Raw genomic sequence first — 25,547 nt, 5'->3', positions numbered from 1 at the left:
TTACCGGAGTGAGTGTGCATCATGAGTGACAGTGACATGCTACAAACTATTGCCCATCTGCGCCGTGAATACACACGGGGTGGGCTACGTCGCAAAGATTTACCCGATAATCCGCTGGCGCTGTTCGAAAGCTGGCTAAAGCAGGCCTGCGAGGCGCAACTGCCTGATCCCACCGCCATGACAGTGGCCACGGTGGACGAGAATGGACAGCCTTATCAACGCATTGTGCTGTTAAAACATTTCGATGAGCAGGGCATGGTGTTTTACACCAATCTGGGCAGTCGCAAAGCACAGCAGCTTGGTCATAATCCGCGTATTTCGCTTCATTTTCCCTGGCACTTTCTGGAGCGACAGGTGATGGTTTTAGGCGAGGTCGAGAAGCTGTCGCCGCTGGAGGTATTAAAGTATTTCAGCAGCCGTCCGCGTGACAGTCAGATCGGTGCCTGGGTTTCCAAACAGTCAAGCCGGATTTCAGCCCGTGGCGTGCTGGAAGGCAAGTTTCTGGAGCTGAAGCAAAAATTCCAGCAGGGTGATGTACCGCTACCCAGTTTCTGGGGCGGTTATCGGGTGAAATTTAGCACTATGGAATTCTGGCAGGGGGGCGAACATCGTCTTCACGATCGTTTCCTTTATCAGCGGGATCACGACGGCTGGAAAATTGACCGACTCGCCCCCTAAAACTGCGCTTTCCCCCTCATCAGCGCTGGCACAGAAGGCGTCAGCGCTTTATGCTATAGCCCTTAATTTTTTCCTTCCGCAACTCAGCGGAAAGCTGTGTACCAGCATAGGTGCAGCCTGATCAATTTGGAGTCAGTGATGACCAGCAGTAACCTGATACAACAATTGCAAGAGAGGGGCCTGATCGCCCAGGTGACGGATGAAGACGCGTTAGTCGAGAAACTGGCGCAAGGGCCAATTTCGCTCTATTGCGGCTTTGACCCCACTGCTGACAGCTTGCATTTGGGCCATCTGGTACCGCTACTCTGCCTTAAACGTTTTCAGGATGCCGGGCACAAACCGGTTGCGCTGGTAGGCGGCGCAACGGGGTTGATTGGCGATCCCAGTTTTAAAGCCGCAGAGCGTAAACTCAATACCAGCGAAACCGTGGGTGAGTGGGTAGAAAAGATTCGCAGCCAGGTCGCACCTTTCCTGGACTTTGACTGCGGGGCCAACAGCGCGATTGCCGCCAACAACTATGACTGGTTTGGCAATATGAACGTGCTGACCTTTCTGCGCGACATCGGTAAACACTTCTCTGTTAACCAGATGATCAACAAGGAAGCGGTTAAACAGCGCCTGAACCGTGACGATCAGGGCATCTCGTTCACCGAATTCTCCTACAACCTGTTGCAGGGTTACGACTTCGCCTGTCTGAACGAGCTGCACGGCGTCTCCTTGCAGATCGGTGGTTCTGACCAGTGGGGTAACATCACCTCCGGTATCGATCTGACGCGTCGTCTGCACCAGAATCAGGTGTTTGGTCTGACCGTCCCGCTGATCACCAAATCGGACGGCACCAAGTTCGGTAAAACCGAAGGCGGCGCGGTCTGGCTGGATGCGAAGAAAACCAGTCCATATAAGTTCTACCAGTTCTGGATCAACACCGCCGATGCGGATGTTTACCGCTTCCTGAAATTCTTCACTTTCCTGAGCATCGACGAGATTAATGCCCTGGAAGAAGAAGATAAAAACAGCGGAACCGCGCCGCGCGCACAGTATGTGCTGGCTGAGCAGGTCACGCGCCTGGTGCATGGAGAAGACGGCCTGGCGGCGGCAAAACGTATTACCGAGAGCCTGTTCTCTGGCGCGTTAAGCGATATGACAGAGGCCGACTTCGAACAGCTGGCCCAGGACGGTATGCCGACCATCACGCTGAGTGCCGAGGACGATCTGCAACAGGCGTTGGTCAAAGCTGAGCTGGTGCCTTCACGCGGTCAGGCGCGCACTATGATTGGGTCGAATGCCGTGTCGCTGAATGGCGAAAAGCAGTCTGATGCCGAATACCGTTTTAGCGACAGCGATAAGCTGTTTAACCGCTTTACGCTGCTGCGTCGCGGTAAAAAACATTATTGCCTGATTAACTGGCAGTAACCTTTCAGGGCCGGTTTCCGGCCCTTTTTTATGGCAAGGCACTACAGGGCAAAAAAGTGAAAAACGTTTTAGCAATTCAGTCGCACGTGGTGTTTGGTCACGCGGGTAACGCGGCGGCAGAGTTCCCGATGCGCCGTATGGGTGTGAACGTCTGGCCGCTGAATACCGTGCAGTTTTCTAACCATACGCAATATGGACACTGGACCGGTACTGTTATGCCGGCCACGCATTTAACCGACATTGTTAAAGGCATCGCCGATATTGACCGCCTGAAAACCTGTGATGCGGTATTAAGCGGTTATCTGGGATCGGCCGAGCAAGGCGAAAAGATTCTGGAAATTGTGCGTCAGGTGAAAGTCGCGAATCCGGAAGCCTGGTATTTTTGCGACCCGGTGATGGGGCACCCGGAGAAAGGCTGTATCGTCGCGCCCGGCGTAGCCGAGTTCCACTGCAAGATGGCGTTACCCGCCAGCGATATCATCGCGCCGAACCTGCTGGAGCTGGAAATGCTCAGCGAACGCACCGTAACCAGCGTGGAATCGGCCGTAGACGCGGCACGTATGCTGATAAGTCAGGGGCCGAAAGTGGTGCTGATTAAGCATCTGGCGCGCGCAGGACGCCGCAGTGACCGTTTTGAGATGCTGCTGGTTACCGCCGATGAAGCCTGGCACATCAGCCGTCCGCTGTTGGATTTTGGTGTACGTCAGCCGGTGGGCGTGGGCGATTTAACCAGCGGCTTATTGCTGGTCGATCTGCTGCACGGGCTATCGCTACAGGCTGCACTGGAACACGTGACGGCGGCGGTCTATGAAGTGATGCTGAAAACGCATGAAATGGGTGAGTATGAACTGCAGCTGGTTGCCGCGCAGGACGCCATCGCCCGACCGACGCACGCTTTCCCGGCTGAGAAGCTGTGAAGCTGTAAAGAAAAGGGCCGGTAAGGCCCTTTTCATATTAGTTAAGTCCTTCCGCTTTAAGCGCGGCCTGTACCGACGGCCGCTCTGCGACGCGTTCAAACCAGCGTTGCAGGTGATCCAGTGCTGCCAGGTCCAGACTCAGGGCTTTCGCCCAACGTGTAACCACATATAAATAAGCATCCGCGACGCTGAAATGCACGCCCATCAGCCACTGTTTGTCTTCGAGTTCACCATTCACCCAGGCAAATTTCGCTTCCAGCTGGCGACGTACCAGGGCTTTGTACTCCTCTGGCGCATCGTTGCGGAACAGCGGAGAGAAGCTCTTGTGTAACTCGCTGCCGATATAGCCGAGCCACTCAATCGTATGGTAACGGGTCAGGCTTCCCACCGGCGCCAGCAGGTGACGGTCGGGCTTGAGGTCGGCCAGATACTGCACAATGGCCCCGCCTTCGGTCAACACATTGCCATCACTCAGTTGCAGTGCCGGCACCTGGCCTTTGGGATTAATCTGGCGAAAATCTTCACCGCGTTCGGTGAGCTTAGTTTGCAGATCGACATTAACCTGGGTGAAGTCCAGACCACATTCCCGCATAACGATATGCGGTGAAAGGGAACAGGCACCAGCTTTACAAAACAGTTTCATAACGAGGTCACCATATTGCGAATCGTGTTTGCATAGTAATCGCCTGACGCGGAATTGCCAGTAATAAGAATGCGGCGTTCACTGGAAATTGACCGGCGACAAAAACAAAAAAACCGGGCCAGGCCCGGTTTTAATGAAAAGGCATAAGGTCAATCAGACTTTGTCGGCTGCCGTATCCTGGGTCATACGATTCAGCAGCGGCGCGGTTATCATCATCAGCACGGCAATGACCGCGGTAGCAATACCAATCTCCTGGAACACTTTGCCGTAGGTGGCCAGAGAGATCAGCGGGTCGGTAACGTTTTCAGGGACCGCCATCAGATTAGCGACTTTACCGGCAATCACTGCTGCGCCAGCCGTCGTCAGGAACCATGAGCCCATAATAAAGCCCATCAGACGCTGAGGAACCAGCTGCGCCACCATCGCCAGGCCCAGACCGGAAATCATCAGTTCACCAATGCTCTGCAGACCATAGCTGAGAATTAACCAGTTAACGGACACGATACCCGCGTCGCTGGCAAACTTCGCGCCAACCGGTAACACCAGGAAGGCCGCCGAACACAGCACCATACCGATGGCGAACTTATGTGGCATGGGCAGTTTATCGCCCAGCTTGTTATAGACTGCGGCCAGAATCGGGCTGGCAAGCATAATCCAGAACGGGTTCAGCGCCTGGAATTGCTCAGGGGCAAAGGTGATGCCAAAAATGGTGTGCTCAACGTTGCGAATGGCAAAGAAGTTAAGCGACGTTGGCATCTGCATATAGAGGACGAAGAACACGATGGCTTCTACCATCAGCAGGAAGGCCACAATCATACGACGGCGCGCTGCACCATGCAGGGCAAAGGCTTCTTTGGCAAAGATGACAAAGATGCCCAGCGCGATCAGGCCCAACAGCACACGGGCGATCGACTGATGATGCAGCATCCAGTTTGCCAGGGCGATCAGGACCACAATCCCCACCAGGGTCATCAGCAGTTTGCCGAACTGAAGTGGCGCAAAGTCTGGTTTGGAGCCGAAGTCTTTCACCAGGCGTTTACAGAACAGGAAGTTAAGCAGCGTAATGACCAGGCCAACCACCGACAGCGAAAACGCCACGTTGTAGCCATATTTCTCTGCTAACCATGGGGTCAGCATCATTGAAAACAGCGAGCCGATGTTGATGGACATGTAAAACATGGTGAATGCACCATCAATACGCGGGTCGTCTTTGTCATAACACGTAGAGAGCAGCGAAGAGGGGTTAGCTTTAAATAAGCCACTTCCGACGGCGATGGTTGCCATACCAATATACACCACGCTGACGTTGTGGCCCGAGAAGGCCACCAGCGCGTAACCTATTGCCAGCACCAGCACGCCCAACACGATAACGCGTTTGGTGCCCAGAACTTTATCGCCCAGCCAGCCGCCGATGGCGACCAGACCATAAACCAGGGCGCTAAAGGAGGAGAACAGGGTGATAGAGTCGGACTCTGACATCCCCAGTTGCCTGACCAGGTAAACCGCCATGATGGCCTGCAGGCCGTAATAACCAAAACGTTCCCATAATTCGATCGTAAAGATCAGATAAAACGCTTTAGGCTGTTTAAATGCATTAAGGCTGACCGCCTCGTCGGTGTGTTTGTTTGCAGTTGACACTTGTACCTCTGTTATTTCATATCCTGTGTCGCGACAGGAATTAAGTCCGCGCCATGTGATCGGACCATGGGCCAGATTTTTATTAGATGGGAAAAACGGCGACTAATTTGGCTGAATAAAGGCGACAGGGCAAGCCTTTTCTACCTTCTGCGGGAAACCGGTTATCTGGCGTTAAAACCTAAATAAATATTATTAATTGGCATTTTGTTATGATTTAAGTCGATTTAACAAAATAACATCGCAACCTGGTGGTTATCAGAGCGTTAATAATGATATTAACTGCTGAAAGACCGTTGCGCCGAGCTTTACATCGAAATGTGATATTTCATCAGGATAATCTGGCTAAAATGCAGGTTCTGAAGCCGATTTGATGAAATAGTCTGCGGATTATGGCGGAAATGACCGGCAAAGGCGTGAAAATGTTGATTAAGGTCACATTTATCAATGTTAATTCATAGAGAGAAAAAAGGTTTCCAGCGGAAATAATGCCTGTGAAGCTTCACTAATCCTGTCTGAACAGGGCGCGAAAGTATCTGAATGCTCGACAGAAAATTAAGCTTAACGTAGCATCATTATTTCCTTAACAAGGATTTCGCTATGCCGTTACCTTTACGTCTCGCGCTGGTGGGCGACTACCGTCCAGAAGCCGTTGCACATCAGGCCATTCCTCTGGCGCTTGCCCGTGCCGCTGACTTTCTCGCTATCGATATTGACCCGCAGTGGGTTGCTACGCCTGAGCTGGGCGACTTATCCGCCATCAGGCAAAGCGATGCCGTCTGGCTGGTACCTGGCAGCCCCTATAAAAATGATGAAGGCGTATACAGCATGCTGCGCGACGTGCGGGAAAGCGGCAAACCTTTTCTGGGCTCCTGTGGCGGTTTCCAGTATGCCGTTATCGACTATGCGCGCAACGTACTTGGCTGGCACGATGCAAATCATGCCGAAACCCATGATGAAGGGCGGATGGTCATTGCGCCGTTAAGTTGCTCGCTGGTGGAGCAGCGCGGTGAGGTCACTTTTGCACCCGATTCGCGCATTGCCAGGGCCTACGGGGAATTATCCAGTGACGAAGGATATCACTGTAACTTTGGCGTTAACCCGGCATTCATCGCGGCGCTGGAAGGCAGAAACCTGCGGATTACGGCCTGGGATCTGGACGGTGATGTGCGCGGCATAGAACTGACCGATCATCCTTTTTATGTCGCCACGCTGTTCCAGTCTGAGCGCGCCGCATTACAGGACAAGGATTCCCCGTTGGTGATTGCCTGGATGCAGGCGGCGCTGAAGCAGCGTTAGGTCAAAAAGCAAAAAGCCTGTGTCTCCAAAGGCTTCTCTCAGTCGGGGCTGTTTATCAGGCAGGATATCGGCCTATTCGACTTTATCAGGATACTCGCACAGGTCTTCAATCAGGCAGGACCCACAGCGCGGCTTGCGGGCGACGCAGGTATAACGACCGTGCAGAATCAACCAGTGATGACAGTCAACTTTGAACGCCTTCGGCACCACCTTCAACAGCTTTTCTTCAACCTGTTCGACGTTTTTGCCGGGGGCAAAATTCGTTCGGTTGCAGACGCGGAAAATATGCGTATCCACAGCGATGGTGGGCCAGCCAAAGGCAGTATTAAGCACCACGTTTGCCGTTTTACGGCCAACGCCGGGCAGCGCCTCCAGCGCGGCACGGTCTTCTGGCACGTTACCGCCGTGCTGTTCCAGCAGAATGCGACAGGTCTTAATCACATTCTCTGCTTTGCTGTTATACAGGCCGATAGTTTTAATGTATTCCTTAACGCCATCCACGCCCAGCGCCAGCATCGCGGCGGGCGTATTGGCGACCGGGTAGAGCTTTGCGGTGGCTTTATTGACGCTGACGTCAGTCGCCTGAGCCGAGAGCAGTACCGCAATCAGCAATTCAAACGGCGAGCTAAACTGCAACTCGGTGGTCGGATGGGGATTAGCCTGCTGCAGACGGCTGAGAATCTCTGTACGTTTTGTCTGGTTCACACGGCGTTTCCGGTCGTGCCTTGCGGTGCGGCAAGGGCCTGCTCTTCAGCACGGCGCAGCGCCCGCTGCTTCATTTTCTGATCGATCAGGTATTTACCCGCCAGCATCATGCCCAGACCAATAAATGCGCCAGGCGGTAACATGGCCAACAGCATCGGCGAATTAAAGTGGATCACTTCGATGCGCAACACTTTGGCCCACGGGCCTAAAAGCTGGTCCGCGCCGTTAAACAATGTACCGCTGCCAATAATTTCCCGAAGGGAACCTAATACCACCATCGCGCAGGTTGCGCCCATGCCGATGGCAAAACCATCAAGCGCGGCAAGGGGAATACTGCTTTTCGACGCGACAGCCTCGGCCCGTCCCACCACGATACAGTTCGTTACGATCAGCGGAATAAAAATGCCGAGCGACTGGTACAGGCCGTAAGCATAAGCATTGATCAGCATCTGAACACAGCTCACCACGGACGCAATGATCATCACGTAGATAGGGATACGAATTTCCGACGGCACCCAACGGCGCGAGGCGGAAATAAAACTGTTGGTCAGGGTCAGCACCAGCGTGGTCGCCAGACCAAGCCCTAGCGCATTGGTGGCGGTGGCGGTCACCGCCAGCAGCGGACACAGGCCCAGCAACTGAACCAGCGCCGAGTTGTTTTTCCATAGCCCGCCTACCAGCAGGTTTTTAGCTTCACTCATTTGCGTCTCCACACTCGGGTAACGAAGAGAGTTTTCCCTTAAGGGTTTCAATTAACAATGCCGTCCGTTTGGTGGCATTGACGACGGCACGGGGTGTAATCGTGGCACCGGTAAACTGATCAAATTCGCCGCCATCTTTTTTCACGGCAAACGCTTTATCGTCCGGGCCCGTCACCACTTTGCCATTAAAACTGTTGATCCAGTCAGAAATACGCAGCTCTATTTTATCGCCCAGGCCTGGCGTTTCATGATGTTCAATCACACGCACGCCCAGGACTTTGCCGTTAAAGTCCGCCCCGACCAGCATCTGGATAGCACCAGAGTAACCGTCGGGTGCCGTTGTTTCCAGAGCGGCAGCGACAGGCTGATTGCCTTTACGCGCCAGGTACAGATGGTGAGGGCTGGCATTTCCCAGCGCCGTATCAGTGACAACGTAACATTCCTGCTGAATGTGGTTATCATACATATCGGTTGGCACCACCTGATCCAGCAGATTTTTTTGCTGTAACTGCGTCTGGTGCTCAACGGTGGGCTTGGTTACCGTATTCACAATGGCGGTAACGCCGGTTGTAATGGCGGCGAACAGCGCCAGCGTCACGCCATTTTTGCGTATCGTGTCCAGCATCATTTAATCCTTTTGATGGCCGTAAACACGCGGCTGAGTGTAATAGTCAATCAGCGGTACGCATATATTAGCCAGCAATACGGCGAAAGCAACGCCGTCCGGGTAACCGCCAAAGCTACGAATTAGCCAGATAAGCAATCCGATCAGGGCACCGTAGATCAAACGGCCACGATCGGTCGTCGATGCGGTGACCGGATCGGTCGCAATGAAAAACGCCCCGAGCATCGTCGCACCGGAAAACAGGTGAATCATCGGGCTGTTCAGTGAGGCGGGCGAAAACAGCCAGCCCAGCGTCGCGCAGAAGGCGAGAAACAGCAAGATGGCGGCCGGGATATGCCAGCGAATGGCGTTTTTCCACAGCAGGAACAGGCCGCCAACCAGGTAACCCAGGTTAATCCACTGCCAGCCGAGACCCGCGAGCACGCCGCTGTAAATAGGCTGAGCCAGCAGTTGCTCTGCGCTGTGTCCGGCGCGCAGGCCGGTTTTAAACGTATCGAGCGGTGTCGCCTGACTCACGCCGTCGGCCCCGAGCTGCAGTTGCTGCAAGGTGTCGCCCGCCAGGGTATGACCGGTAAAGATCATATTCAGCGAATCCAGCATCCCCGGTTTGATCATCTGCAGCGATTCCGGCGGCATCCAACTGGTCATCTGCACCGGAAACGAGATGAGTAACACCACATAACCCACCATCGCCGGGTTAAAGGGGTTTTGTCCCAGTCCGCCGTACAGCTGTTTGGCGATCACAATGGCAAAGATCGTACCAATGACTACCAGCCACCAAGGGGCCAAAGAGGGGATGCTTATCCCCAACAGAATCGCCGTCAGCAAAGCTGAGTTATCGGCCAGATTGGCAGCAACCGGCGTTTTGCGCAGACGCAGTATTGCCGCCTCGGTGAGCAATGCGGTCAGCGAGGCCAGAATGACCTGCAACAGGGTGCCAACACCAAAGAAATAACACTGTGCCGCAAAGCCCGGCAGGGCAGCCAACACAACCAGCATCATGATGTTGCCGGTGCTGCGACGGTTATGGGTATAAGGTGAACTTGCTATACGGAAAGCCATTTATTCCTCAGGTGTCAATGTCGATTGCGCTTTACGCGCTTTGGCACGTTCGATGGCTGCCGCAATAGCGGCTTTGCGCGCATCCGTGGGGTGCTCAAGTTCAGGTGCCTGTTCGGCTTCGGCATTCGCATTATTGGCTTGTTCTTGTGCCATTTCTGCCTGCTCGACGTCCTGGTGCGCCTCCGTAGCAGCCAGTGCTGCATCCCGCGAGGCGGCCTCTGCCCGGGCAAGTGCGGCAGCGGCTTTTTTGGCTTTCGCACGTTCGACGGCGGCAGCGACCGCCGCTTTACGTGGGTCCTCTTCCGTCGTCGGGGCGTCCTGCCCCGCATCAGCACTGTCCGCCGCCGCCGCCTGCGCGGCTTTTCTGGCTTTGGCACGTTCGACGGCGGCGGCGACTGCCGCTTTGCGCGGATCTTCTTCCGTCGGGGCGTCCTGCGCCGCATCAATACTGTCCGCAGCCGCAGCCGCAGCCTGAGCGGCTTTTCTGGCTTTGGCGCGTTCAACGGCGGCGGCGACTGCCGCTTTACGTGGATCTTCTTCCGTCGTTGGGGCGTCATGCGCCGCATCAGCACTGTCCGCCGCCGCAGCAGCCTGAGTGGCTTTTCTGGCTTTGGCGCGTTCGACGGCGGCAGCGACCGCCGCTTTACGTGGGTCTTCTTCCGTCGGAGCGTCCTGCGCCACGTCAGCACTGTCCGCAGCAGCAGCAGCCTGCGCGGCTTTTTTGGCTTTGGCGCGTTCGACGGCGGCGGCGACTGCGGCTTTGCGCGGATCTTCTTCCGTCGTCGGGGCGTCCTGCGCTACGTCAGCACTGTCCGCCGCCTGCGCGGCTTTTTTGGCTTTGGCACGTTCAACGGCGGCAGCGACCGCTGCTTTGCGTGGATCTTCCGCCACCTCTTCGGTGGATTCTGGCGCATCAGGCACGGCTGATTTTTTTGCTTTAGCACGCGCAATGGCGGCTTCAACAGCCGCTTTACGCGGATCGGTGGCCTGACGGCTCAGCGCCTGAGTTTCTGCCTGCGCCTCGGCCTGGCGTAAACGTGCCTGAGCGTGGCGAGCCTCGGCGACGGCCTCTTCACTTTCAACACCTTGTTGCGCTTTGGCGCGCGCTTTCGCCGCAGCCAGTTCGCCACTGTCGCTACGGGCCACGCGCTGTTTCGCTTCAGCATGGCGCGCTTCACGCGCTTGTTTTTCCCGTTCCAGTCGGGCCTGACGCGCTTCAAATCGCGCTTTGGCTTCAAGTGTGCGTTTGGCTTCCAGGTCGATAGCCCGCAGCTCGGCTTTTTCCTGACGATAATACTGGACCAGCGGGATATTGCTGGGACAGACATAGGCGCAGGCACCGCACTCAATACAGTCATCAATGTGATGCGCACGGGCTTTATCGTGATCGCCGCCCTTGCTGTACCAGTAAAGTTGCTGCGGCAGCAGTTTAGCCGGGCACGCGTCAGCACAGGCAGAGCAACGGATACAGGATTGCTCCTGTTCGTCATTGCCCATTTCGGTGCTGGACGGTGCCAGAATGCAGTTGGTGATTTTTACGACCGGCACATCCAGTGACGGCAGGGTAAAGCCCATCAGCGGGCCACCCATAATAACCATCTGGCGTGGTGAGGGATGAAAACCGACCTGATGTAACAGATGACTGATGGGCGTGCCTAAGCGGCTCCAGACGTTACGCGGCTGGGCAATCGCCTCACCGGTCAGGGTGACTACGCGCTCGGTAATGGGCTCGCCATTGATAATGGCGCGTTTTACCGCCCAGGCCGTCCCGACGTTTTGCATCAGCACGCCGATATCAGTGGAGCGTCCGCCATGCGGAACTTCATTGCCGGTAAGAATTTTGGTGAGCTGCTTGGCTCCGCCCGACGGATACTTGGTGGGGATAACGCGAATCTGCAGATCGCGCTCGCCACCCAGCGCCTGTTTCAGTGCGGCGATAGCTTCAGGCTTGTTATCTTCGATGCCAATTAACACCCGTTCTGCCTGTAATACCCAGGCGAGAATACGGCTGCCTTCCAGCACTTCGGCTGCGTAGTCCTGCATCAGACGATCATCAGCGGTGATATAGGGTTCGCACTCCGCCGCATTGATAATCAGGGTGTTAACGCCGCGCAAGCCGCCTTTCAGTTTGGTGGCGGTTGGGAAGCCCGCGCCGCCCAGACCCGCGATGCCGGCGTCATGAATGCGTTTCATGATAGCGGCACGTTCGTACTGGCGATAGTCCGGCAGCGGTTCCAGCGAGATCCAACGGTCTTCACCATCAGGCGTCAGGAAAATGCACAGTTCAGACAGGCCAGACGGGTGAGCCGTCATGTGCGGGCCAATCGCTTCAATCACGCCAGAGGTTGGCGCGTGCACCGGTAGCATTCTGCCCTGGCCAAACGTCAGCGCCTGACCACGCAGCACCTTATCGCCCGGCGAGACACCGATCTCACCTTCATGACCAATATGCTGCTTAAGCGGAATAATAAACCGGTGCGGCAGCGGCAATTCGGCAAGCGGCGTGCCGTTGGACTGGGTTTTCATTTCCGGCGGATGAATGCCGCCCTGAAAATCCCAGACCTTATCTTTTTTGAAAAAATTGAGCAGATTAAGCATGACTCTCTACCGGGATCACCCGAACAGGAATGGCTTCAAGATCCCATTTCCAGTTGGCCGTGGTGGTGGCAACCGGACGCATCTCAATACAGTCGGTAGGACAGGGCGCCACACAAAGGTCGCAGCCCGTACAGACATCACTCAGCACGGTGTGCATGGCGCGCGTTGCGCCGACGATGGCATCCACCGGACAGGCCTGAATACATTTGGTGCAGCCAATGCAGTTTGCTTCGTCAATCCACGCCACGGTACGCACGGGCGCTTTGGCGTCTTCGTCACCGTCAATCGGTTGCGGTTCCACGTTGAGCAGCGCCGCCAGCTTCAGCATGGTCTGTTCGCCGCCAGGCGCACATTTATTAATGGCTTCACCGTTATTTCCCACCGCGTCAGCATAGGGACGACAGCCGGGGTAACCGCACTGACCGCACTGGCTCTGCGGAAGAATGGCGTCAATTTGTTCGACAATCGGATCTTCTTCCACCTCAAAGCGTCGCGAGGCGTAACCCAGCAGCGCGCCAAAGACCAGGCTCAGGGCGCTCAATACAGCAACAGCTATCCAAATCGCACTCATCAGAATTTCACCAGACCGGTAAAGCCCATAAAGGCCAGTGCCATCAGACCCGCGGTGATCAGCGCAATGGAGTTTCCTTTGAACGGCGCGGGGACGTTCGCCAGCACCAGACGCTCACGCATACCGGCAAACAGCACCATAACCAGTGAGAAACCCAGCGACGCGCTGAATCCATACAGCGCCGCCTGCAAAAAGGTATGGTTGAGATTAACGCTCAGCAACGGCACGCCCAGCACGGCACAGTTGGTGGTAATCAGGGGCAGGAAAATACCCAGCAGTCGATAGAGCGACGGGCTGGTTTTACGCACCACCATTTCGGTGAACTGCACGACCACGGCGATCACCAGGATATAGGCCATGGTCCGCAGATACACTAAGTCCAGCGGCACCAGAATAAGGTGGTTCACCAGCCATGCACAAATGGAGGCCAGTGTGATAACAAATGTGGTGGCGAGGCCCATGCCAATGGCCGTTTCCAGCTTTTTGGAAACGCCCATAAAGGGACACAGGCCGAGAAACTTCACTAACACGAAGTTATTCACCAGCACAGTACCAACAAAAAGGAGGAGATAATCGGTCATTTTTTCGCCTGATTGCCACAAAGCGGCTTATTATCATTGATAACGCGTTGTATCACAACTGTGACACAACATTGCCTGCGGGCAACCGCACTCAGGATTAAACTTTTGACGATAATCAGGGCATCACCGCTGGATAAACGTCGCTTTAACCCGTTCCGAGCGCTTGAAATAGGGCACAAAAACCGCCGCTGCCGCGAGTGAAAGCAGTAGCGTCTGCAAGGCGCGGGCGTCAGACACCGGCGTAAAAGCAAAGGTCTTTATGGCCAGCAGAACGGTAATCAGCAGCCAGACGATATAGTGGCGCGGCAGCCGGTAAGAGCGTTTGAAGAATATCCAGACGACCCACATGCTGTAAGCCCACAGCAGCGTCGCGGTAAACAGTGAAATGGCCCAGTAGCTGGTGACAAGTGAACTGTGGTTAAACAGGGTGGCGCGCCATTGCGCATCAAACAGCGGCGTCAGATACATCGCCATGACCAGCGCCGTGGTCAGCAGCGTCATTAACAACCATGCCAGCGGCAGCAAAAGCCAGCCACCAATACGTGGTGCGGCATCCTGTGTGTTCATTGCGGTTAATCCTGTCTCAACGTTGGAAGCGGCTCAGAATAGCATGTTAAGACCGAAGGGAACCAATATGACGATGTATCAATAAACGTCATTCACGGCAGTATCAGACGACGTAGCGCCATACCGACTTAGGCACGCAGCCCAGATCAAACAGACGACCACCGGACACCAGCTCTGCACGTCGATGATCGGCGGCACGGTACATATTGATAATGTCGATATCGTCAGAAAGCGAATAATTCAGATGGTCATACAGTTTTTCAAGACTATCGAGGTTGTTCACTTTACGAAATTTTAAAAGATAATCGTGCGCAGTCATTTTTATCATAACGAATAGAGGGTGAAAGAATGCCAAGTATAGGGAGACACCGGACTGTGTCCAGCGCCAGGGCGTAAAAAAAGCCAAAATCAGACAATCGTGAGAGATTGCTCGCTAAACAACAGTTTTAACGACTTTAGTCCTGAGTAACAGGCGTTGCCGTTATCGGGTCAGGCGTTAAACAGATGTTATGCCTGTTACGCTAAAGAGACCAGGTAACTTTTTATCTGTTTATATGCACAAATCCGCTGTTGTTAATACCGGTTTGCGTGACCTGAAGAAGATAAAGACACTAAACCCTCAACAAACGCTTATAGCGGAATCGTTTCATTCGATATACAGGCCCGCCTGGCGATGTGCTGGAAATCACAAAATACACTTTTTGTGGGCGAATAAATGCCATAACTCATTATGTACGCCTCTCTGTAATCGTTTTCAACTGCGTCACACTTAAGCGATTCTGTTTATTACATTTATTTAGCATATGGTGAAAAAATAAACAGGCGTTTTGTCCATAATGCCTCGCCAGATTTGCCGCCATCAAGAGCGTAACTCCTTTAAATAGCTATATTTTGTGAAGCATGTCGCCCTAATTCAGCGTTTTTTACGTCAGTCTTTACAGGCACTTTACCCTATACAGCAAACGCCCTTCAGAGGAATAAAAACTATGTGGAAACGTTTACTCCTGACCACGCTGGTCAGCGCCGCATTAAGTGGCTCAGTGTTAGCGGCGGAAATGACGGTGGGATTCTCGCAGGTAGGTTCAGAATCCGGCTGGCGCTCGGCTGAAACCAACGTGGCAAAAAGCGAAGCAAAAAAACGCGGCATTAATTTGAAAATTGCCGATGGACAACAGAAACAAGAGAACCAAATCAAAGCCGTACGTTCTTTTATTGCTCAGGGCGTTGATGCCATCTTTATCGCACCTGTCGTTCAGACAGGCTGGGAACCGGTGTTGGAAGAAGCAAAAGACGCCAAAATCCCGGTTTACCTTCTGGACCGCGCCATTGTTGTTAAAGACAACTCGCTGTATCAGGCTGTGGTAACGGCGGATAACGTGCTGGAAGGCAAACTTATCGGTGACTGGCTGGTTAAGACCGTGGGCGACAAGAAGTGTAACGTCGTAGAGCTGCAGGGCACCGTGGGTGCCAGCGTTGCCATCGATCGTAAGAAAGGCTTTGCTGAAGCGATCAGCGGTCATCCGAATATCAAGGTCATTCGTTCTCAGTCTGGCGACTTTACCCGCAGTAAAGGGAAAGAAGTCATGGAAAGCTTTATCAAAGCAGAGAATAACGGCAAAAACATTTGCATGGTTTATGCCCATAACGATGACATGGCCATCGGTGCTATCCAGGCAATTAAAGAAGCCGGTCTGAAGCCGGGTAAAGATATCCTTACCGGTTCCATTGACGGTGTGCCAGACATCTATAAAGCCATGCTGGCAGGCGAAGCCAATGCCAACGTGGAGTTAACGCCAAATATGGCTGGCCCGGCATTTGATGCACTGGAAAAATTCAAAAAAGACGGCACCTTACCGCCAAAAATTATCAGAACAGAATCAAAACTCTTTTTACCTGCTGACGCGCAGGCAGAGTTAGATAAGAAAAAGAACATGGGTTACTAAGCCGCAGGCCGCCCTTCGGGGCGGCTTTCTATGATGTAGTGCGGAGTTGACAGCATGACCACACACGACGAACACCCTCTTTTAGCCATCAGCGGCGTCAGCAAAGGCTTCCCCGGCGTGAAAGCGCTGGATGATGTCTCACTCAGCCTGCGCAAAGGCGAAATCATGGCGCTGCTGGGTGAAAACGGCGCAGGAAAATCCACACTGATTAAAGTCCTGACCGGCGTATATACCCGGGACAGCGGCACGATCACGTTAAACGGTCAGTCGATTTCGCCGCGCAGCACCGCCGAAGCCCAGGAGATTGGTATCGGGACGGTCTATCAGGAAGTTAATCTGCTGCCGAACATGTCGGTGGCTGACAACCTGTATATCGGTCGGGAACCGCGCCGTTTCGGCATGATTGACCGTAAGCGCATGGTTCGCGATGCCGATGCCCTGATGCGTAATTACGGTTTTGCCCTGGATGTCACCCGACCTCTCGGTCACTACTCGGTCGCGATGCAGCAGATCATCGCCATCTGCCGGGCCGTCGATCTCTCTGCGCAGGTCCTGATTCTGGACGAGCCCACCGCCAGTCTGGATGCCAGTGAAGTTGAAATGCTTTTTACCCTCATGACGCAGCTAAAGAATCGCGGCATGAGCCTGATATTTGTGACGCATTTTCTGGATCAGGTTTACCGCATTACCGACCGCATCACCGTCCTGCGCAATGGTAAATTCATCGCCACGCATGACACAGCAACCCTGCCGCAGATTGAGCTGGTAAAGTTGATGATTGGCCGAGAGCTGATGGCCACCGCATTGCAACGGCAGGGCAGTACGCTGCGCAGCAATCAGCCTGTGGTGTCGTTTGAAGACTACGGCAAAAAAGGCACTATCGATCCCTTCAACCTGCAGGTCAGACCTGGCGAAGTGGTGGGGCTGGCCGGATTGTTGGGGTCCGGTCGCACGGAGACGGCAGAAGTCCTGTTTGGTATTCGTCGCGCCGATCGCGGTACGGCAAAAATCAAAGGGAAGGTTGAACATATTCGCACGCCTGCACAGGCTTCTCGCCTTGGCATGGGGTTCTGCCCGGAAGACCGTAAAACAGACGGCATCATCGGCGCAGCCTCGGTGCGTGAGAATATCATTCTGGCATTACAGGCGCAGCGCGGCTGGTTACGTCCGATTAAAAAGCGGGAACAGCAGGCCATTGCCGAGCGCTTTATTAAAAGTCTGGGTATTCGCACACCGCACGCGGAGCAACCTGTGGAGCTGTTATCCGGCGGTAATCAGCAAAAGGTCCTGCTGTCACGCTGGCTGGTGACGAAACCGCAGTTTCTGATCCTGGATGAGCCGACGCGCGGGATTGACGTGGGCGCTCATGCCGAAATTATCCGCTTGATAGAATCCTTATGTGCCGATGGCCTGGCATTGTTGGTGATTTCCTCGGAGCTGGAAGAGCTGGTGGGCTACGCCGATCGCGTATTGATCATGCGTGACCTGAAACAGGTGGCGGAGATTCCACTGGAGCAGCTTTCTGTGGCGGCAATCGTTAACGCTATTGCTGATGGAGGTACGCAGCATGCTTGAATCCCCGGTCACCGCGACCAAACCTCAACGTCGCAAGTTCAGGCTGCCGCCCGGCATGCCGCAGATTATTGCCCTGTTGCTGGTGCTGTTAGTTGACAGCCTGGTCGCGAATAACTTTTTTGCGATTCATCTTCAGGACGGACGGCTGTTTGGCAGTCCGATCGACATTATCAACCGCGCCGCGCCCGTTGCTTTACTGGCCATCGGCATGACGCTGGTCATCGCCACCGGCGGGATCGACCTGTCGGTCGGCGCCGTGATGGCGATTGCCGGCGCCACCGCCGCTACGCTGACCGTCGCCGGGCACGGTGTACCCTTTATCATTATGGTGACGCTGGCCAGCGGTCTGGCCTGCGGCATATGGAACGGCATTCTGGTGGCCTTGCTCCGTATCCAGCCGTTTGTTGCCACGCTGATTTTAATGGTCGCCGGACGCGGTATTGCTCAGCTTATTACTCAGGGGCAAATCGTAACCTTTAATAATGACAGCCTTGGCTGGTTTGGGAATGGGGCGCTGTGGTTGTTACCGGTGCCGGTGTGGATTACCGTGGCGGTGGCGCTGCTGGTCTGGCTGCTGGCGCGCAAAACGGCGCTGGGGCTGTTTATTGAGGCCGTGGGCATCAACTTGCGTGCCGCACGTAATGCCGGGGTGAATGGCTGGCTGGTGGTGATGTCCACCTACGCCATCAGCGGGCTCTGCGCAGCGGTAGCCGGCCTGATTGTGGCGGCGGATATTCGTGGCGCAGATGCTAACAATGCCGGATTGTGGCTGGAACTGGATGCGATTCTCGCCGTGGTCATCGGCGGAGCATCCCTAATGGGCGGCCGGTTTAACATCGTGCTGTCATTGATAGGTGCGCTGATTATTCAGTCGATGAACACCGGTATTCTACTCTCTGGCTTTCCGCCAGAGTTGAATCAGGTGGTGAAGGCGATAGTGGTCATGTGCGTTCTGCTTCTACAATCCCCGCGCTTTATTGCGATGTTTAAACGGAGACGTCCATCATGATTAAACGTCATCTGCCTCTAATGATCACCCTACTGGTGTTCGTCATGGGCTATCTGTTTTGCCTGAGCCAGTTTCCCGGCTTTGCTTCCACGCGGGTGATCTGTAACATTTTGACGGATAACGCCTTCCTCGGCATTATCGCTGTCGGTATGACCTTTGTGATTTTATCGGGCGGCATCGATCTTTCAGTGGGGGCCGTCATTGCATTTTCGGGTGTATTTTTGGCAAAGGTTATCGGTGACTATCACCTCAACCCCGTCCTGGCGTTTGCCCTCATCCTGAGTATGGGAGCGATGTTTGGTGCCATGATGGGCTGGCTGATTGATGCGCTGAAAATTCCCGCATTTATTATCACCCTGGCGGGCATGTTTTTTCTGCGCGGCTGCAGTTACCTGGTCTCTGAGAATTCTATTCCGATCGATCATCCTCTTTACGCCACGCTGTCCAGCATGGCATGGAAGGTTCCGGGGGGCGGGCGGCTCAGTTTGCTGGCGCTGATCATGCTGGTGGTGGTGGCGGGCGGGATCATTCTGGCGCACCGCACTCGCTTTGGTAATCAGGTTTATGCGATTGGCGGCAGCCTGACCTCCGCGCAACTCATGGGCGTTTCAACCCGCGCCACCACCATTAAGATCTACATGCTGTCGACTACCCTGGCGACGCTGGCCGGCATTGTGTTTTCCATCTATACCTCGGCGGGCTATGCCCTGGCTGGATTGGGCGTGGAACTGGATGCGATTGCCTCTGTAGTGATTGGCGGAACCTTACTCTCGGGTGGCGTAGGCACGGTGCTGGGCACCTTGTTCGGCGTGTTAATTCAGGGGCTTATTCAAACCTGGATCAACTTTGACGGCACGCTCAGTTCCTGGTGGACCAAGATTGCTATTGGCATTTTGCTGTTTGCGTTTATCGCGTTACAGCGCCTGCTGACGGTAATTTGGGATCGTCAACGGAACGCGCCGGTGAAACGGCTGATTCAATAAGCTAAGGGCGGCGCTGATGCGCCGCTTTTTTGAGTAGCAGGTGGCGCAACCCATAATCGGTAATGGTAGGTGAGAGAGCGTGAGTGAATAAGCATTGCCTCAACAGGGATTATTCATCGTGCGGGTGCATGCGTTGTATCACATCATGCCAGCCTGCATGCTTTCTCAATCACGGATAAAGCATGTCCATTCCCTCTGCGTTATGTCGGTTTATTATTGCTAGCAGGTCATAACGCATTTGCAATGAATGCCTGTCCTGTACGTATTTGGCCTGTTTCAGAAGACGTTAACGACGGCCCGCCTCTTTTTTCACGGCAGAATAAGGTTAATGATGGAGAAGAGGGTGCCAGCGGTATAACTGCGTCACCGGATTGCCAGTCTGGCAAGCGCTGGATTTACGCCTTTATCAGCGCGATGTCGCTGATTAGCGAGAGTAAGAGGGTGACGTTTAGCCGTGAAACGCTTTGTTTTTTCCAGGCAGTGCTAATATCTTTGAAATAATGATGGCAAATAACAGAGACCTGCTGTGGGAATGAATAAAACCTATAAACCCTCGTTAAAAGGGCTTCTGTGCCTGCATTCTGTTGGTTGCATAGTCATTACTGCACTCATGCTGATATTGGTGGTGGGCGTTGTTCTTAAGGTTCTGACTGAAAAAAGAATCATTGAATCTAACACCGCCTATGCCCGTAAGCTTGCTGATATGACCGACAGTACATTCAGAACGGCACAAAAAGAGCTTGCATACAGTGCCACTCAGATTAAACGTTTTGAAGACAAACAGGCACTACAGCAAGAAGCTGACAGATTAAGACTGCAATCGGATATGTTCAGTTCAGTCGTGATGCTAACGCCAGACGGTTACGTTGCGGCATCCTCTCCACCAGGTTTACTGCCTGTTGGTACGTCTTTGAATGTTGCCCCTGAGCAGTTGATGGCGGTAAAAAAGGGGGCGTTCGTATCAGAACCCTTTACACCTTCCACAGGTAACTATCTCATTTTTTTGTCGAACCCGATCTATTCCTCTTCGGGGGCGTATCTGGGTTATATTGCAGGATCTATCTACCTGAAAAGAAAAAGTATTTTAAGCCGCCTCATGAGCCATCATTTTTATACTGATAAAACAACGATCAGCATTGTTTCAGATACTGGAGAAGTCATTTATTCACCTGATGAGATGCTTACAGGAAAAAACAATCCTTTGACTACCAGCCTGACGACGCGGCTGAATCAGGCCAGCAGCGGTGGATTAAAGACAACGTTAGAACAACGCGACTGCCTGTTAGGCTATTCAGACGTTATCAAAACCAACTGGCACGTATTCGTATGCGTTTCGCCTGACGTGGTCAGCACGACACTCACGCTTATCGCTAAAGATGTGTTGGTTTATGGACTGGTGATAGCATTGCTATTGGTCGGTGTGAGCATCTTTGTTTCCACGCAGATTTCCAAACCGCTCGAAAGACTCGCTGGCCTGACCCGGTCTACTACAACGAAGGATTTGCCTCCCAAAATCAAGGGCATAAAAACGTGGTATAAAGAATCTGACCGGCTGAAAAAATCTTTTTTGGCTTATTCGAACACAATTAATAAAACGTTGGCCATATTACGTGATGATGCAATAACCGATCATCTGACCAAACTGTATAACCGACGTGGATTTGAGCAACTTACCGCGCCTTACCTCTCTGCTAAAAACGAACATAGTCTTGCCTCTTTCGATATCGATTACTTTAAGCGCATTAATGATCACTATGGGCATGATATCGGTGATAAAACGTTAGTGGCCGTCGCGATGTTTTTAAAAAAAGGCTGCCGCACTAACGATATTGTTTGTCGGTTTGGTGGCGAAGAATTTGTTGTTTTCTTTCCGAATACACAAATCTCAGAGGCTGAATCTATTGCAAATCGTATCCGTGAACATATCGCATGTGCGCAATTTAGCGAAGTAGGAAAAATGACAATATCAGCTGGCGTGGAGAGTTTAGCTCACCATAACAACGATATTGAGGAAACATTGCTTTCCGTTGACCAATGGTTGTACCAGGCAAAGCATGAGGGGCGAAACAGAGTTGTTTCTGCCAGAAGTAAACTGATTTCGTCGTAAAAAATGCACTGCACGACGTCAAGATTATCAACATTGAGATCTCAGCGTCGTGCAGTGGACAAGGGTGAAAAATCGTTAAAAAAGCTAACTACTTCTTTCACAGACGAAAAGTGGCGTAGTCTCAGAGTAAAAAAGCCAGGCTTTATCACCGTAAGGCCTGATTTTCAGCAGCAGAGGCTTCCCTTTTTCAATAAAGAAATCAGGTAGCCATTTTCTTTGATCCTGAACGCTCATGGTCATTTGTGGCGAGTTGATGACCAAATCTGAGTTAAGGTGATAATAATAGCCCTGTTCTCGATAGGAGAAAGATATGGTTTTACTTAAATAACCATCGCCTTTATTTTTTTCATGAAGCGTACCCGAGAGAGCCAGTATCCCTTTGCCATTCTGGATGTTTTGAGAAATGAATAAATTTAGCGTGCTATCTTGCCACTGATAAGAAATATCCGCTTTACACGATATACGGTGTTCCCGGTTTCCACTAAATGGATACAATAAAAGAGCGATAAAGCATAGCCCTGTCAGAACCAGAATTTTATTCATCATTGAAATTCTTAACATAATAATGAGAGAGACAGTTTGCTCGAATTGTAGCGTGCAAGGGGTGCTGGCATTGAAAGTAAGAGAGTCTGTCAGCATTTTTAAAAGATGTCATATAGATATATTGACTGTCTTTACAATTGATATCCAAATCATCTACGCGTTTTTTTAACTCAGCGCTATTGAGCCAGGCGTCTGAGTTATTAAAAATCACGCAGCCTTTATAGTCCATGCTGTGAGCGAAAACGGGCTCTGCCGATTGCGGTTCGACTTTGATAAAAATAAAAATACAGCAAAAAGAAACGAAAGTGATGGCGGTAAAAAACACATTTTTAAAAGAGAGTCGTGCTAACAACATTTCTGTTTTGGGTAACCATGGCGAGTGATCACGTTGACGAGTTGAGGGTAAAACCGTCTTATGATCTTTATCATCTTCGACATCTGCGTGCTGTAACACGGCTGGAGATGCTCCCTCGTGGGATTCTGTGTTTTCTTCTGACGAAAGAGGTTCATAATTTTTCTCACTCAAGACAGCTGCTGAAGAGGCTGTAACGGTATTTTCTTTCATCACCACGGTTTGTGGTGACAGGATAAAACCACGCCGGGGCATCGTTCGAATGATGTCTTCCTGCAGTCCGGCTTTACTCAGTGCGCGCCTGAGGCTGGATATATTCTGATAGAGGGACGTAGAGGTCGGCTCCATGCCAAAACGACGCCATGCATAGTCAAAAAACTGTTGATGAGTGACTAACTCACCGACATTTTCAATGAGCAACTCGAAGCATAGTGATGCTGAAGCACTAATGATCGCCGGATTGCCTCTGCCAGTAATTCTTTTTTTCTCGGGTTCAAAAACCAGAAAGTGATTAAGTGTAATCTTTCGGCTCAAAGTGCTCTCCATCTGTACCAAAAGAAATGGACATGAATACCCATCTATTGAAAGGAATTAATAGATAAAAATTTGTTATCTGAATCGACATCAGCATAGTGCTGAATAATTTCCAAATCAAATTAAATAAAAGAGTTTTATTTGCATGCCTTTGTCTTTTTTAATTTAAGTGGAATATAAAATACATGATTTAAGTTGTAAGTAATTGATTTTATTGTTTATAATTTTAAATTTAATTTAATAAAAAATAGTAATGTTTTTAGAGGGAACCTGAAGCGGGTTTAGGCTTCTTATGTAGCCCGCTGTCGCACGCGAAAGACAGCAGATAACGATGTTAAAACGCGCAATTAACTTCTCAAAAATTTCTCTAATAGTAATTATATACATTCTCATTTGCCCTGTCAGTCAGGCGTTCTGGTCAACGGCAGGTGTCAGATTCATTTGAACTCTCATTGGTTTACGCGCTTGCTGCCGTTCACTGCATCATTCAAAATAGACGTTGTTGTCAGCATACGCACTCATATGAAAAACGCACATACATACGTCTTTTAATAAGCCGTCAGCGCTATCCACATCAGAGGTAGGCGTAGCTGCATGCGCGCAATCCTCAGGTCGCGCAGACAGACATCATGCGACCAGGGGGGTTGGGCGAGGATAAAATCTGCAAGAAAATAATGTGCAGGGTTGTTAAACCAACCAGATTAAGCCCAGATTGCAGACTGAGCGGAACGAATACACCCTCCATTTTCAAAAAACCTCTACCTCAATGATACTCATCGTCACTGCAGCCTGAGATCACGCATCAGCCGTTGTTTAAGTAAATCACGCGAGAATTCCAGGTGGGCATCACAGAATCTTACGTTGCTTCGTTTAACGTTAAGGTATTGCATTTCAATGGGGCGTTGATGATGTTTTTAACTGCCCTCACTTACCTGTGTCATTCTGTATTTATCCATACCTGCGACATTATGGCTTAGCAACGCATCGTAGATATCATGTAATCAATATCCCGCTGTGACAAACACCACTCTCATCGACCTGACAGAATGTCTGTCGTTTCCTGATCTCCTGACGTTAAGTATCGAAAGTGCGCAACCCAAGCCTCTGGCCCAATGTTCTAAGAGCGTCACGGTTTGCACAGCACTTTCTTTTTCAAACATATTGCTGATTTAACGGGGAGGTAGGATAAAACGGTAAGCTTTTCTGGTACGACTATCTGACTAAAAGATATGGCTGTGAGTCAATGTAAACCAGGAATGAACTAAAGGAATGAAAATGGTCAGGAATGAAACATCTTAAGTAATGCATTCAGGTCGAGTGACCAATGACAACGTCAGGCTGAACGTTTGTCTATTTTAAACGTGATTAGTAGGGCAATGAAACAGCGTCAATCAGATGTGACGGCATGGCGTTGTGTGTACTGACGCTTCGACACAGAAAAAAGTATGAAAAGGGACTGGAAAGGGCAGGCTAATCCGGCAGGTGTCCATTGCAATCTTTAAAAGACGAGTTTTCACTCAGTGATAAGTAAATATTGGGAGTTGATGTGTATGTTCTTTTCTGAATTTATTTATAAATCAATCAAAAAAAATATTGCTTTAAATGTGGCATAGAGTATATGTCTATCTTATTGATTTTTAACAATAAAAAACAAAAGATTATTTTATAAAAAAAGAGATTAATTCATATGGCGATTTCAATGTTTAACGTTATATTTCTCACCGCATTAAGCCTGAGCGGCTTGTGTCGATTTTTTTTATACAGAGATAAGGAAGAATAACGTGTCTTTTAATAAAACAGTATTAGCGTTGAGTTTCACCACCAGTGTATTATTTTGCCATTCAGCCATGGCGGGAACCGACATTAATGTTCATGGCATCATTGCGCCGAACGCCTGTACAGCAAGTGTTGTAGGCGGTGAGGCTCTTGACTGGGGGATTACTCAGCACAAAGATCTTAATCAAACCGCGGTCAATACCTTTGCAGCGAAACAAGTGACATTACAGGTAAGTTGTCCCTCAGCGCAGAAAGTGGCATTCTGGGCGACCGACCCCAATGAAAGCAGTGCTATGGTGGGTGTGAATACCAATAACAGAAGTGGGCATGCAGATAGTACGCGTATTTTTGGTTTAGGGATGGATCCGGTAACGGGAAATAAATTGGGGAATTTTACCATCAGCCCTGTTTCATCAACGGTAGACGGCGTGACCAATACGACCTCTTTCGGTTACCAGAATAGTGGTTCGCACAGTGGTACTGCGTTTGGTCGTGTGTTAAATGCCGATTGGAGTTATAAGAAAACGGAAGACTGGACACCATGGGATGAAACGACCAGTGCACCAGCCTCAGGGAAAGATATTTCATGGGTGTTTGACATCGAACCGCAATTAAACGCCGGAAATATGATAACGAATGCGCAACAGGTTGACTGGCAGGGTACTGCACAGATTAACGTACGTTATTTTTAATTTATTTTTTTTGAGAGCGACAGCAGGCATCTCCCTAT

At 51.6% G+C, this 25,547-nt stretch carries 23 protein-coding genes; 10 read left to right on the top strand and 13 right to left on the bottom strand.

Annotation, left to right across the window (positions count from 1 at the left end):
- Positions 1-21 precede the first annotated feature (21 nt).
- From pdxH to pdxY, 3 genes are all read left to right on the top strand, one after another.
- Positions 22-678 (top strand): pyridoxamine 5'-phosphate oxidase, encoded by a 657-nt coding sequence (gene pdxH / locus QNH99_RS12255; RefSeq protein WP_096012623.1) that lies wholly within the window; start codon positions 22-24, stop codon positions 676-678.
- 138 nt (positions 679-816) lie between these two features.
- Positions 817-2,091 (top strand): tyrosine--tRNA ligase, encoded by a 1,275-nt coding sequence (tyrS, locus tag QNH99_RS12250; RefSeq protein ID WP_109716272.1) that lies wholly within the window; start codon positions 817-819, stop codon positions 2,089-2,091.
- Between the two features lie 56 nt (positions 2,092-2,147).
- Entirely contained in the window at positions 2,148-3,008 is an 861-nt protein-coding gene (pdxY, locus tag QNH99_RS12245) for a pyridoxal kinase PdxY (RefSeq protein WP_241536589.1), read from the top strand.
- A 37-nt stretch (positions 3,009-3,045) separates the two neighbouring features.
- Here the strand turns inward: pdxY and gstA are convergent, their stop codons facing one another.
- Both gstA and dtpA read right to left on the bottom strand, forming a co-directional pair.
- A complete protein-coding gene (gene gstA, locus QNH99_RS12240) occupies positions 3,046-3,651 on the bottom strand; it encodes a glutathione transferase GstA (protein ID WP_063879450.1) in 606 nt (201 codons plus the stop codon).
- 153 nt (positions 3,652-3,804) lie between these two features.
- Complete coding sequence (gene dtpA / locus QNH99_RS12235; RefSeq protein ID WP_109716273.1) at positions 3,805-5,289, bottom strand: dipeptide/tripeptide permease DtpA; 1,485 nt, start codon at positions 5,287-5,289, stop codon at positions 3,805-3,807.
- Between the two features lie 597 nt (positions 5,290-5,886).
- Here dtpA and QNH99_RS12230 point away from each other — a divergent pair.
- Positions 5,887-6,585 carry a CTP synthase C-terminal region-related (seleno)protein gene (locus QNH99_RS12230; RefSeq protein WP_109716274.1) on the top strand — a complete coding sequence of 233 codons (699 nt, stop codon included), beginning with the start codon at positions 5,887-5,889 and terminating at the stop codon, positions 6,583-6,585.
- A gap of 72 nt (positions 6,586-6,657) precedes the next feature.
- Here QNH99_RS12230 and nth read toward each other — a convergent pair whose 3' ends face one another.
- The 9 genes from nth to ydgT form a co-directional block, all read right to left on the bottom strand.
- On the bottom strand, positions 6,658-7,290 hold the full coding sequence (gene nth, locus QNH99_RS12225) for an endonuclease III (protein ID WP_109716275.1): 633 nt from the start codon (positions 7,288-7,290) through the stop codon (positions 6,658-6,660).
- On the bottom strand, positions 7,287-7,991 hold the full coding sequence (locus QNH99_RS12220; RefSeq protein ID WP_063879454.1) for an electron transport complex subunit E: 705 nt from the start codon (positions 7,989-7,991) through the stop codon (positions 7,287-7,289). The genes nth and QNH99_RS12220 overlap by 4 nt, the downstream gene beginning before the upstream one ends.
- On the bottom strand, positions 7,984-8,616 hold the full coding sequence (gene rsxG / locus QNH99_RS12215; protein WP_283379462.1) for an electron transport complex subunit RsxG: 633 nt from the start codon (positions 8,614-8,616) through the stop codon (positions 7,984-7,986). The genes QNH99_RS12220 and rsxG overlap by 8 nt, the downstream gene beginning before the upstream one ends.
- 3 nt (positions 8,617-8,619) lie before the next feature.
- Entirely contained in the window at positions 8,620-9,678 is a 1,059-nt protein-coding gene (gene rsxD / locus QNH99_RS12210) for an electron transport complex subunit RsxD (RefSeq protein WP_410516741.1), read from the bottom strand.
- Entirely contained in the window at positions 9,679-12,276 is a 2,598-nt protein-coding gene (gene rsxC / locus QNH99_RS12205; protein WP_410516740.1) for an electron transport complex subunit RsxC, read from the bottom strand.
- Positions 12,269-12,847, bottom strand: a complete 579-nt coding sequence (rsxB, locus tag QNH99_RS12200) for an electron transport complex subunit RsxB (protein WP_063879457.1) — start codon at positions 12,845-12,847, stop codon at positions 12,269-12,271. The genes rsxC and rsxB overlap by 8 nt, the downstream gene beginning before the upstream one ends.
- Positions 12,847-13,428, bottom strand: a complete 582-nt coding sequence (gene rsxA, locus QNH99_RS12195) for an electron transport complex subunit RsxA (RefSeq protein ID WP_013025663.1) — start codon at positions 13,426-13,428, stop codon at positions 12,847-12,849. The genes rsxB and rsxA overlap by 1 nt, the downstream gene beginning before the upstream one ends.
- Positions 13,429-13,551: 123 nt before the next feature.
- A complete protein-coding gene (locus QNH99_RS12190; RefSeq protein ID WP_096012618.1) occupies positions 13,552-13,995 on the bottom strand; it encodes a DUF2569 domain-containing protein in 444 nt (147 codons plus the stop codon).
- A 103-nt stretch (positions 13,996-14,098) separates the two neighbouring features.
- The gene (ydgT, locus tag QNH99_RS12185; protein WP_063879459.1) at positions 14,099-14,314 is read right to left on the bottom strand and encodes a transcription modulator YdgT; all 216 of its coding nucleotides are present in this window, start codon (positions 14,312-14,314) and stop codon (positions 14,099-14,101) included.
- A 667-nt stretch (positions 14,315-14,981) separates the two neighbouring features.
- Here ydgT and ytfQ point away from each other — a divergent pair.
- The 5 genes from ytfQ to QNH99_RS12160 all read left to right on the top strand — a co-directional run bounded on the left by ytfQ (position 14,982) and on the right by QNH99_RS12160 (position 21,612).
- Complete coding sequence (gene ytfQ / locus QNH99_RS12180) at positions 14,982-15,938, top strand: galactofuranose ABC transporter, galactofuranose-binding protein YtfQ (protein ID WP_063879460.1); 957 nt, start codon at positions 14,982-14,984, stop codon at positions 15,936-15,938.
- Between the two features lie 54 nt (positions 15,939-15,992).
- Positions 15,993-17,513: a sugar ABC transporter ATP-binding protein gene (locus tag QNH99_RS12175; RefSeq protein WP_109716278.1), complete on the top strand. Its 1,521-nt coding sequence runs from the start codon at positions 15,993-15,995 to the stop codon at positions 17,511-17,513.
- Positions 17,506-18,522 (top strand): galactofuranose ABC transporter, ATP-binding protein YtfT, encoded by a 1,017-nt coding sequence (gene ytfT, locus QNH99_RS12170; protein ID WP_014593626.1) that lies wholly within the window; start codon positions 17,506-17,508, stop codon positions 18,520-18,522. The genes QNH99_RS12175 and ytfT overlap by 8 nt, the downstream gene beginning before the upstream one ends.
- The gene (gene yjfF / locus QNH99_RS12165; RefSeq protein ID WP_014593627.1) at positions 18,519-19,505 is read left to right on the top strand and encodes a galactofuranose ABC transporter, permease protein YjfF; all 987 of its coding nucleotides are present in this window, start codon (positions 18,519-18,521) and stop codon (positions 19,503-19,505) included. Before ytfT ends, yjfF begins: the two co-directional genes overlap by 4 nt.
- A gap of 526 nt (positions 19,506-20,031) precedes the next feature.
- Positions 20,032-21,612: a sensor domain-containing diguanylate cyclase gene (locus QNH99_RS12160; protein WP_014605916.1), complete on the top strand. Its 1,581-nt coding sequence runs from the start codon at positions 20,032-20,034 to the stop codon at positions 21,610-21,612.
- Between the two features lie 84 nt (positions 21,613-21,696).
- Here the strand turns inward: QNH99_RS12160 and QNH99_RS12155 are convergent, their stop codons facing one another.
- Both QNH99_RS12155 and QNH99_RS12150 read right to left on the bottom strand, forming a co-directional pair.
- Entirely contained in the window at positions 21,697-22,155 is a 459-nt protein-coding gene (locus tag QNH99_RS12155) for a hypothetical protein (RefSeq protein ID WP_063879465.1), read from the bottom strand.
- Complete coding sequence (locus QNH99_RS12150) at positions 22,148-23,053, bottom strand: winged helix-turn-helix domain-containing protein (RefSeq protein ID WP_370513125.1); 906 nt, start codon at positions 23,051-23,053, stop codon at positions 22,148-22,150. The genes QNH99_RS12155 and QNH99_RS12150 overlap by 8 nt, the downstream gene beginning before the upstream one ends.
- Before the next feature lie 1,769 nt (positions 23,054-24,822).
- On the opposite strand from QNH99_RS12150, the gene QNH99_RS12145 reads away from it, so the two are divergent.
- Entirely contained in the window at positions 24,823-25,509 is a 687-nt protein-coding gene (locus tag QNH99_RS12145) for a DUF1120 domain-containing protein (protein ID WP_241536584.1), read from the top strand.
- Positions 25,510-25,547 lie beyond the last annotated feature (38 nt).

Origin of the sequence: Pantoea allii (assembly GCF_046529425.1) — a bacterium.
Classification (GTDB): Bacteria; Pseudomonadota; Gammaproteobacteria; order Enterobacterales; family Enterobacteriaceae; genus Pantoea; species Pantoea allii.
The sequence above is the reverse complement of the archived record's forward strand: the minus strand, read 5'-3'. Positions and strand labels throughout refer to the sequence as shown.

Excerpts from the sequence above, each read along its gene's own strand:
- rsxD (WP_410516741.1), bottom strand. The coding sequence starts at position 9,678 with ATGGCTTTCCGTATAGCAAGTTCACCTTATACCCATAACCGTCGCAGC.
- tyrS (WP_109716272.1), top strand. The coding sequence starts at position 817 with ATGACCAGCAGTAACCTGATACAACAATTGCAAGAGAGGGGCCTGATC.
- rsxA (WP_013025663.1), bottom strand. The coding sequence starts at position 13,428 with ATGACCGATTATCTCCTCCTTTTTGTTGGTACTGTGCTGGTGAATAAC.
- QNH99_RS12190 (WP_096012618.1), bottom strand. The coding sequence starts at position 13,995 with ATGAACACACAGGATGCCGCACCACGTATTGGTGGCTGGCTTTTGCTG.
- rsxB (WP_063879457.1), bottom strand. The coding sequence starts at position 12,847 with ATGAGTGCGATTTGGATAGCTGTTGCTGTATTGAGCGCCCTGAGCCTG.
- yjfF (WP_014593627.1), top strand. The coding sequence starts at position 18,519 with ATGATTAAACGTCATCTGCCTCTAATGATCACCCTACTGGTGTTCGTC.
- ytfQ (WP_063879460.1), top strand. The coding sequence starts at position 14,982 with ATGTGGAAACGTTTACTCCTGACCACGCTGGTCAGCGCCGCATTAAGT.
- gstA (WP_063879450.1), bottom strand. The coding sequence starts at position 3,651 with ATGAAACTGTTTTGTAAAGCTGGTGCCTGTTCCCTTTCACCGCATATC.
- QNH99_RS12220 (WP_063879454.1), bottom strand. The coding sequence starts at position 7,991 with ATGAGTGAAGCTAAAAACCTGCTGGTAGGCGGGCTATGGAAAAACAAC.
- rsxG (WP_283379462.1), bottom strand. The coding sequence starts at position 8,616 with ATGCTGGACACGATACGCAAAAATGGCGTGACGCTGGCGCTGTTCGCC.
- pdxH (WP_096012623.1), top strand. The coding sequence starts at position 22 with ATGAGTGACAGTGACATGCTACAAACTATTGCCCATCTGCGCCGTGAA.
- QNH99_RS12230 (WP_109716274.1), top strand. The coding sequence starts at position 5,887 with ATGCCGTTACCTTTACGTCTCGCGCTGGTGGGCGACTACCGTCCAGAA.
- rsxC (WP_410516740.1), bottom strand. The coding sequence starts at position 12,276 with ATGCTTAATCTGCTCAATTTTTTCAAAAAAGATAAGGTCTGGGATTTT.
- QNH99_RS12155 (WP_063879465.1), bottom strand. The coding sequence starts at position 22,155 with ATGAATAAAATTCTGGTTCTGACAGGGCTATGCTTTATCGCTCTTTTA.
- QNH99_RS12150 (WP_370513125.1), bottom strand. The coding sequence starts at position 23,053 with ATGGAGAGCACTTTGAGCCGAAAGATTACACTTAATCACTTTCTGGTT.
- ytfT (WP_014593626.1), top strand. The coding sequence starts at position 17,506 with ATGCTTGAATCCCCGGTCACCGCGACCAAACCTCAACGTCGCAAGTTC.
- ydgT (WP_063879459.1), bottom strand. The coding sequence starts at position 14,314 with ATGACTGCGCACGATTATCTTTTAAAATTTCGTAAAGTGAACAACCTC.
- QNH99_RS12175 (WP_109716278.1), top strand. The coding sequence starts at position 15,993 with ATGACCACACACGACGAACACCCTCTTTTAGCCATCAGCGGCGTCAGC.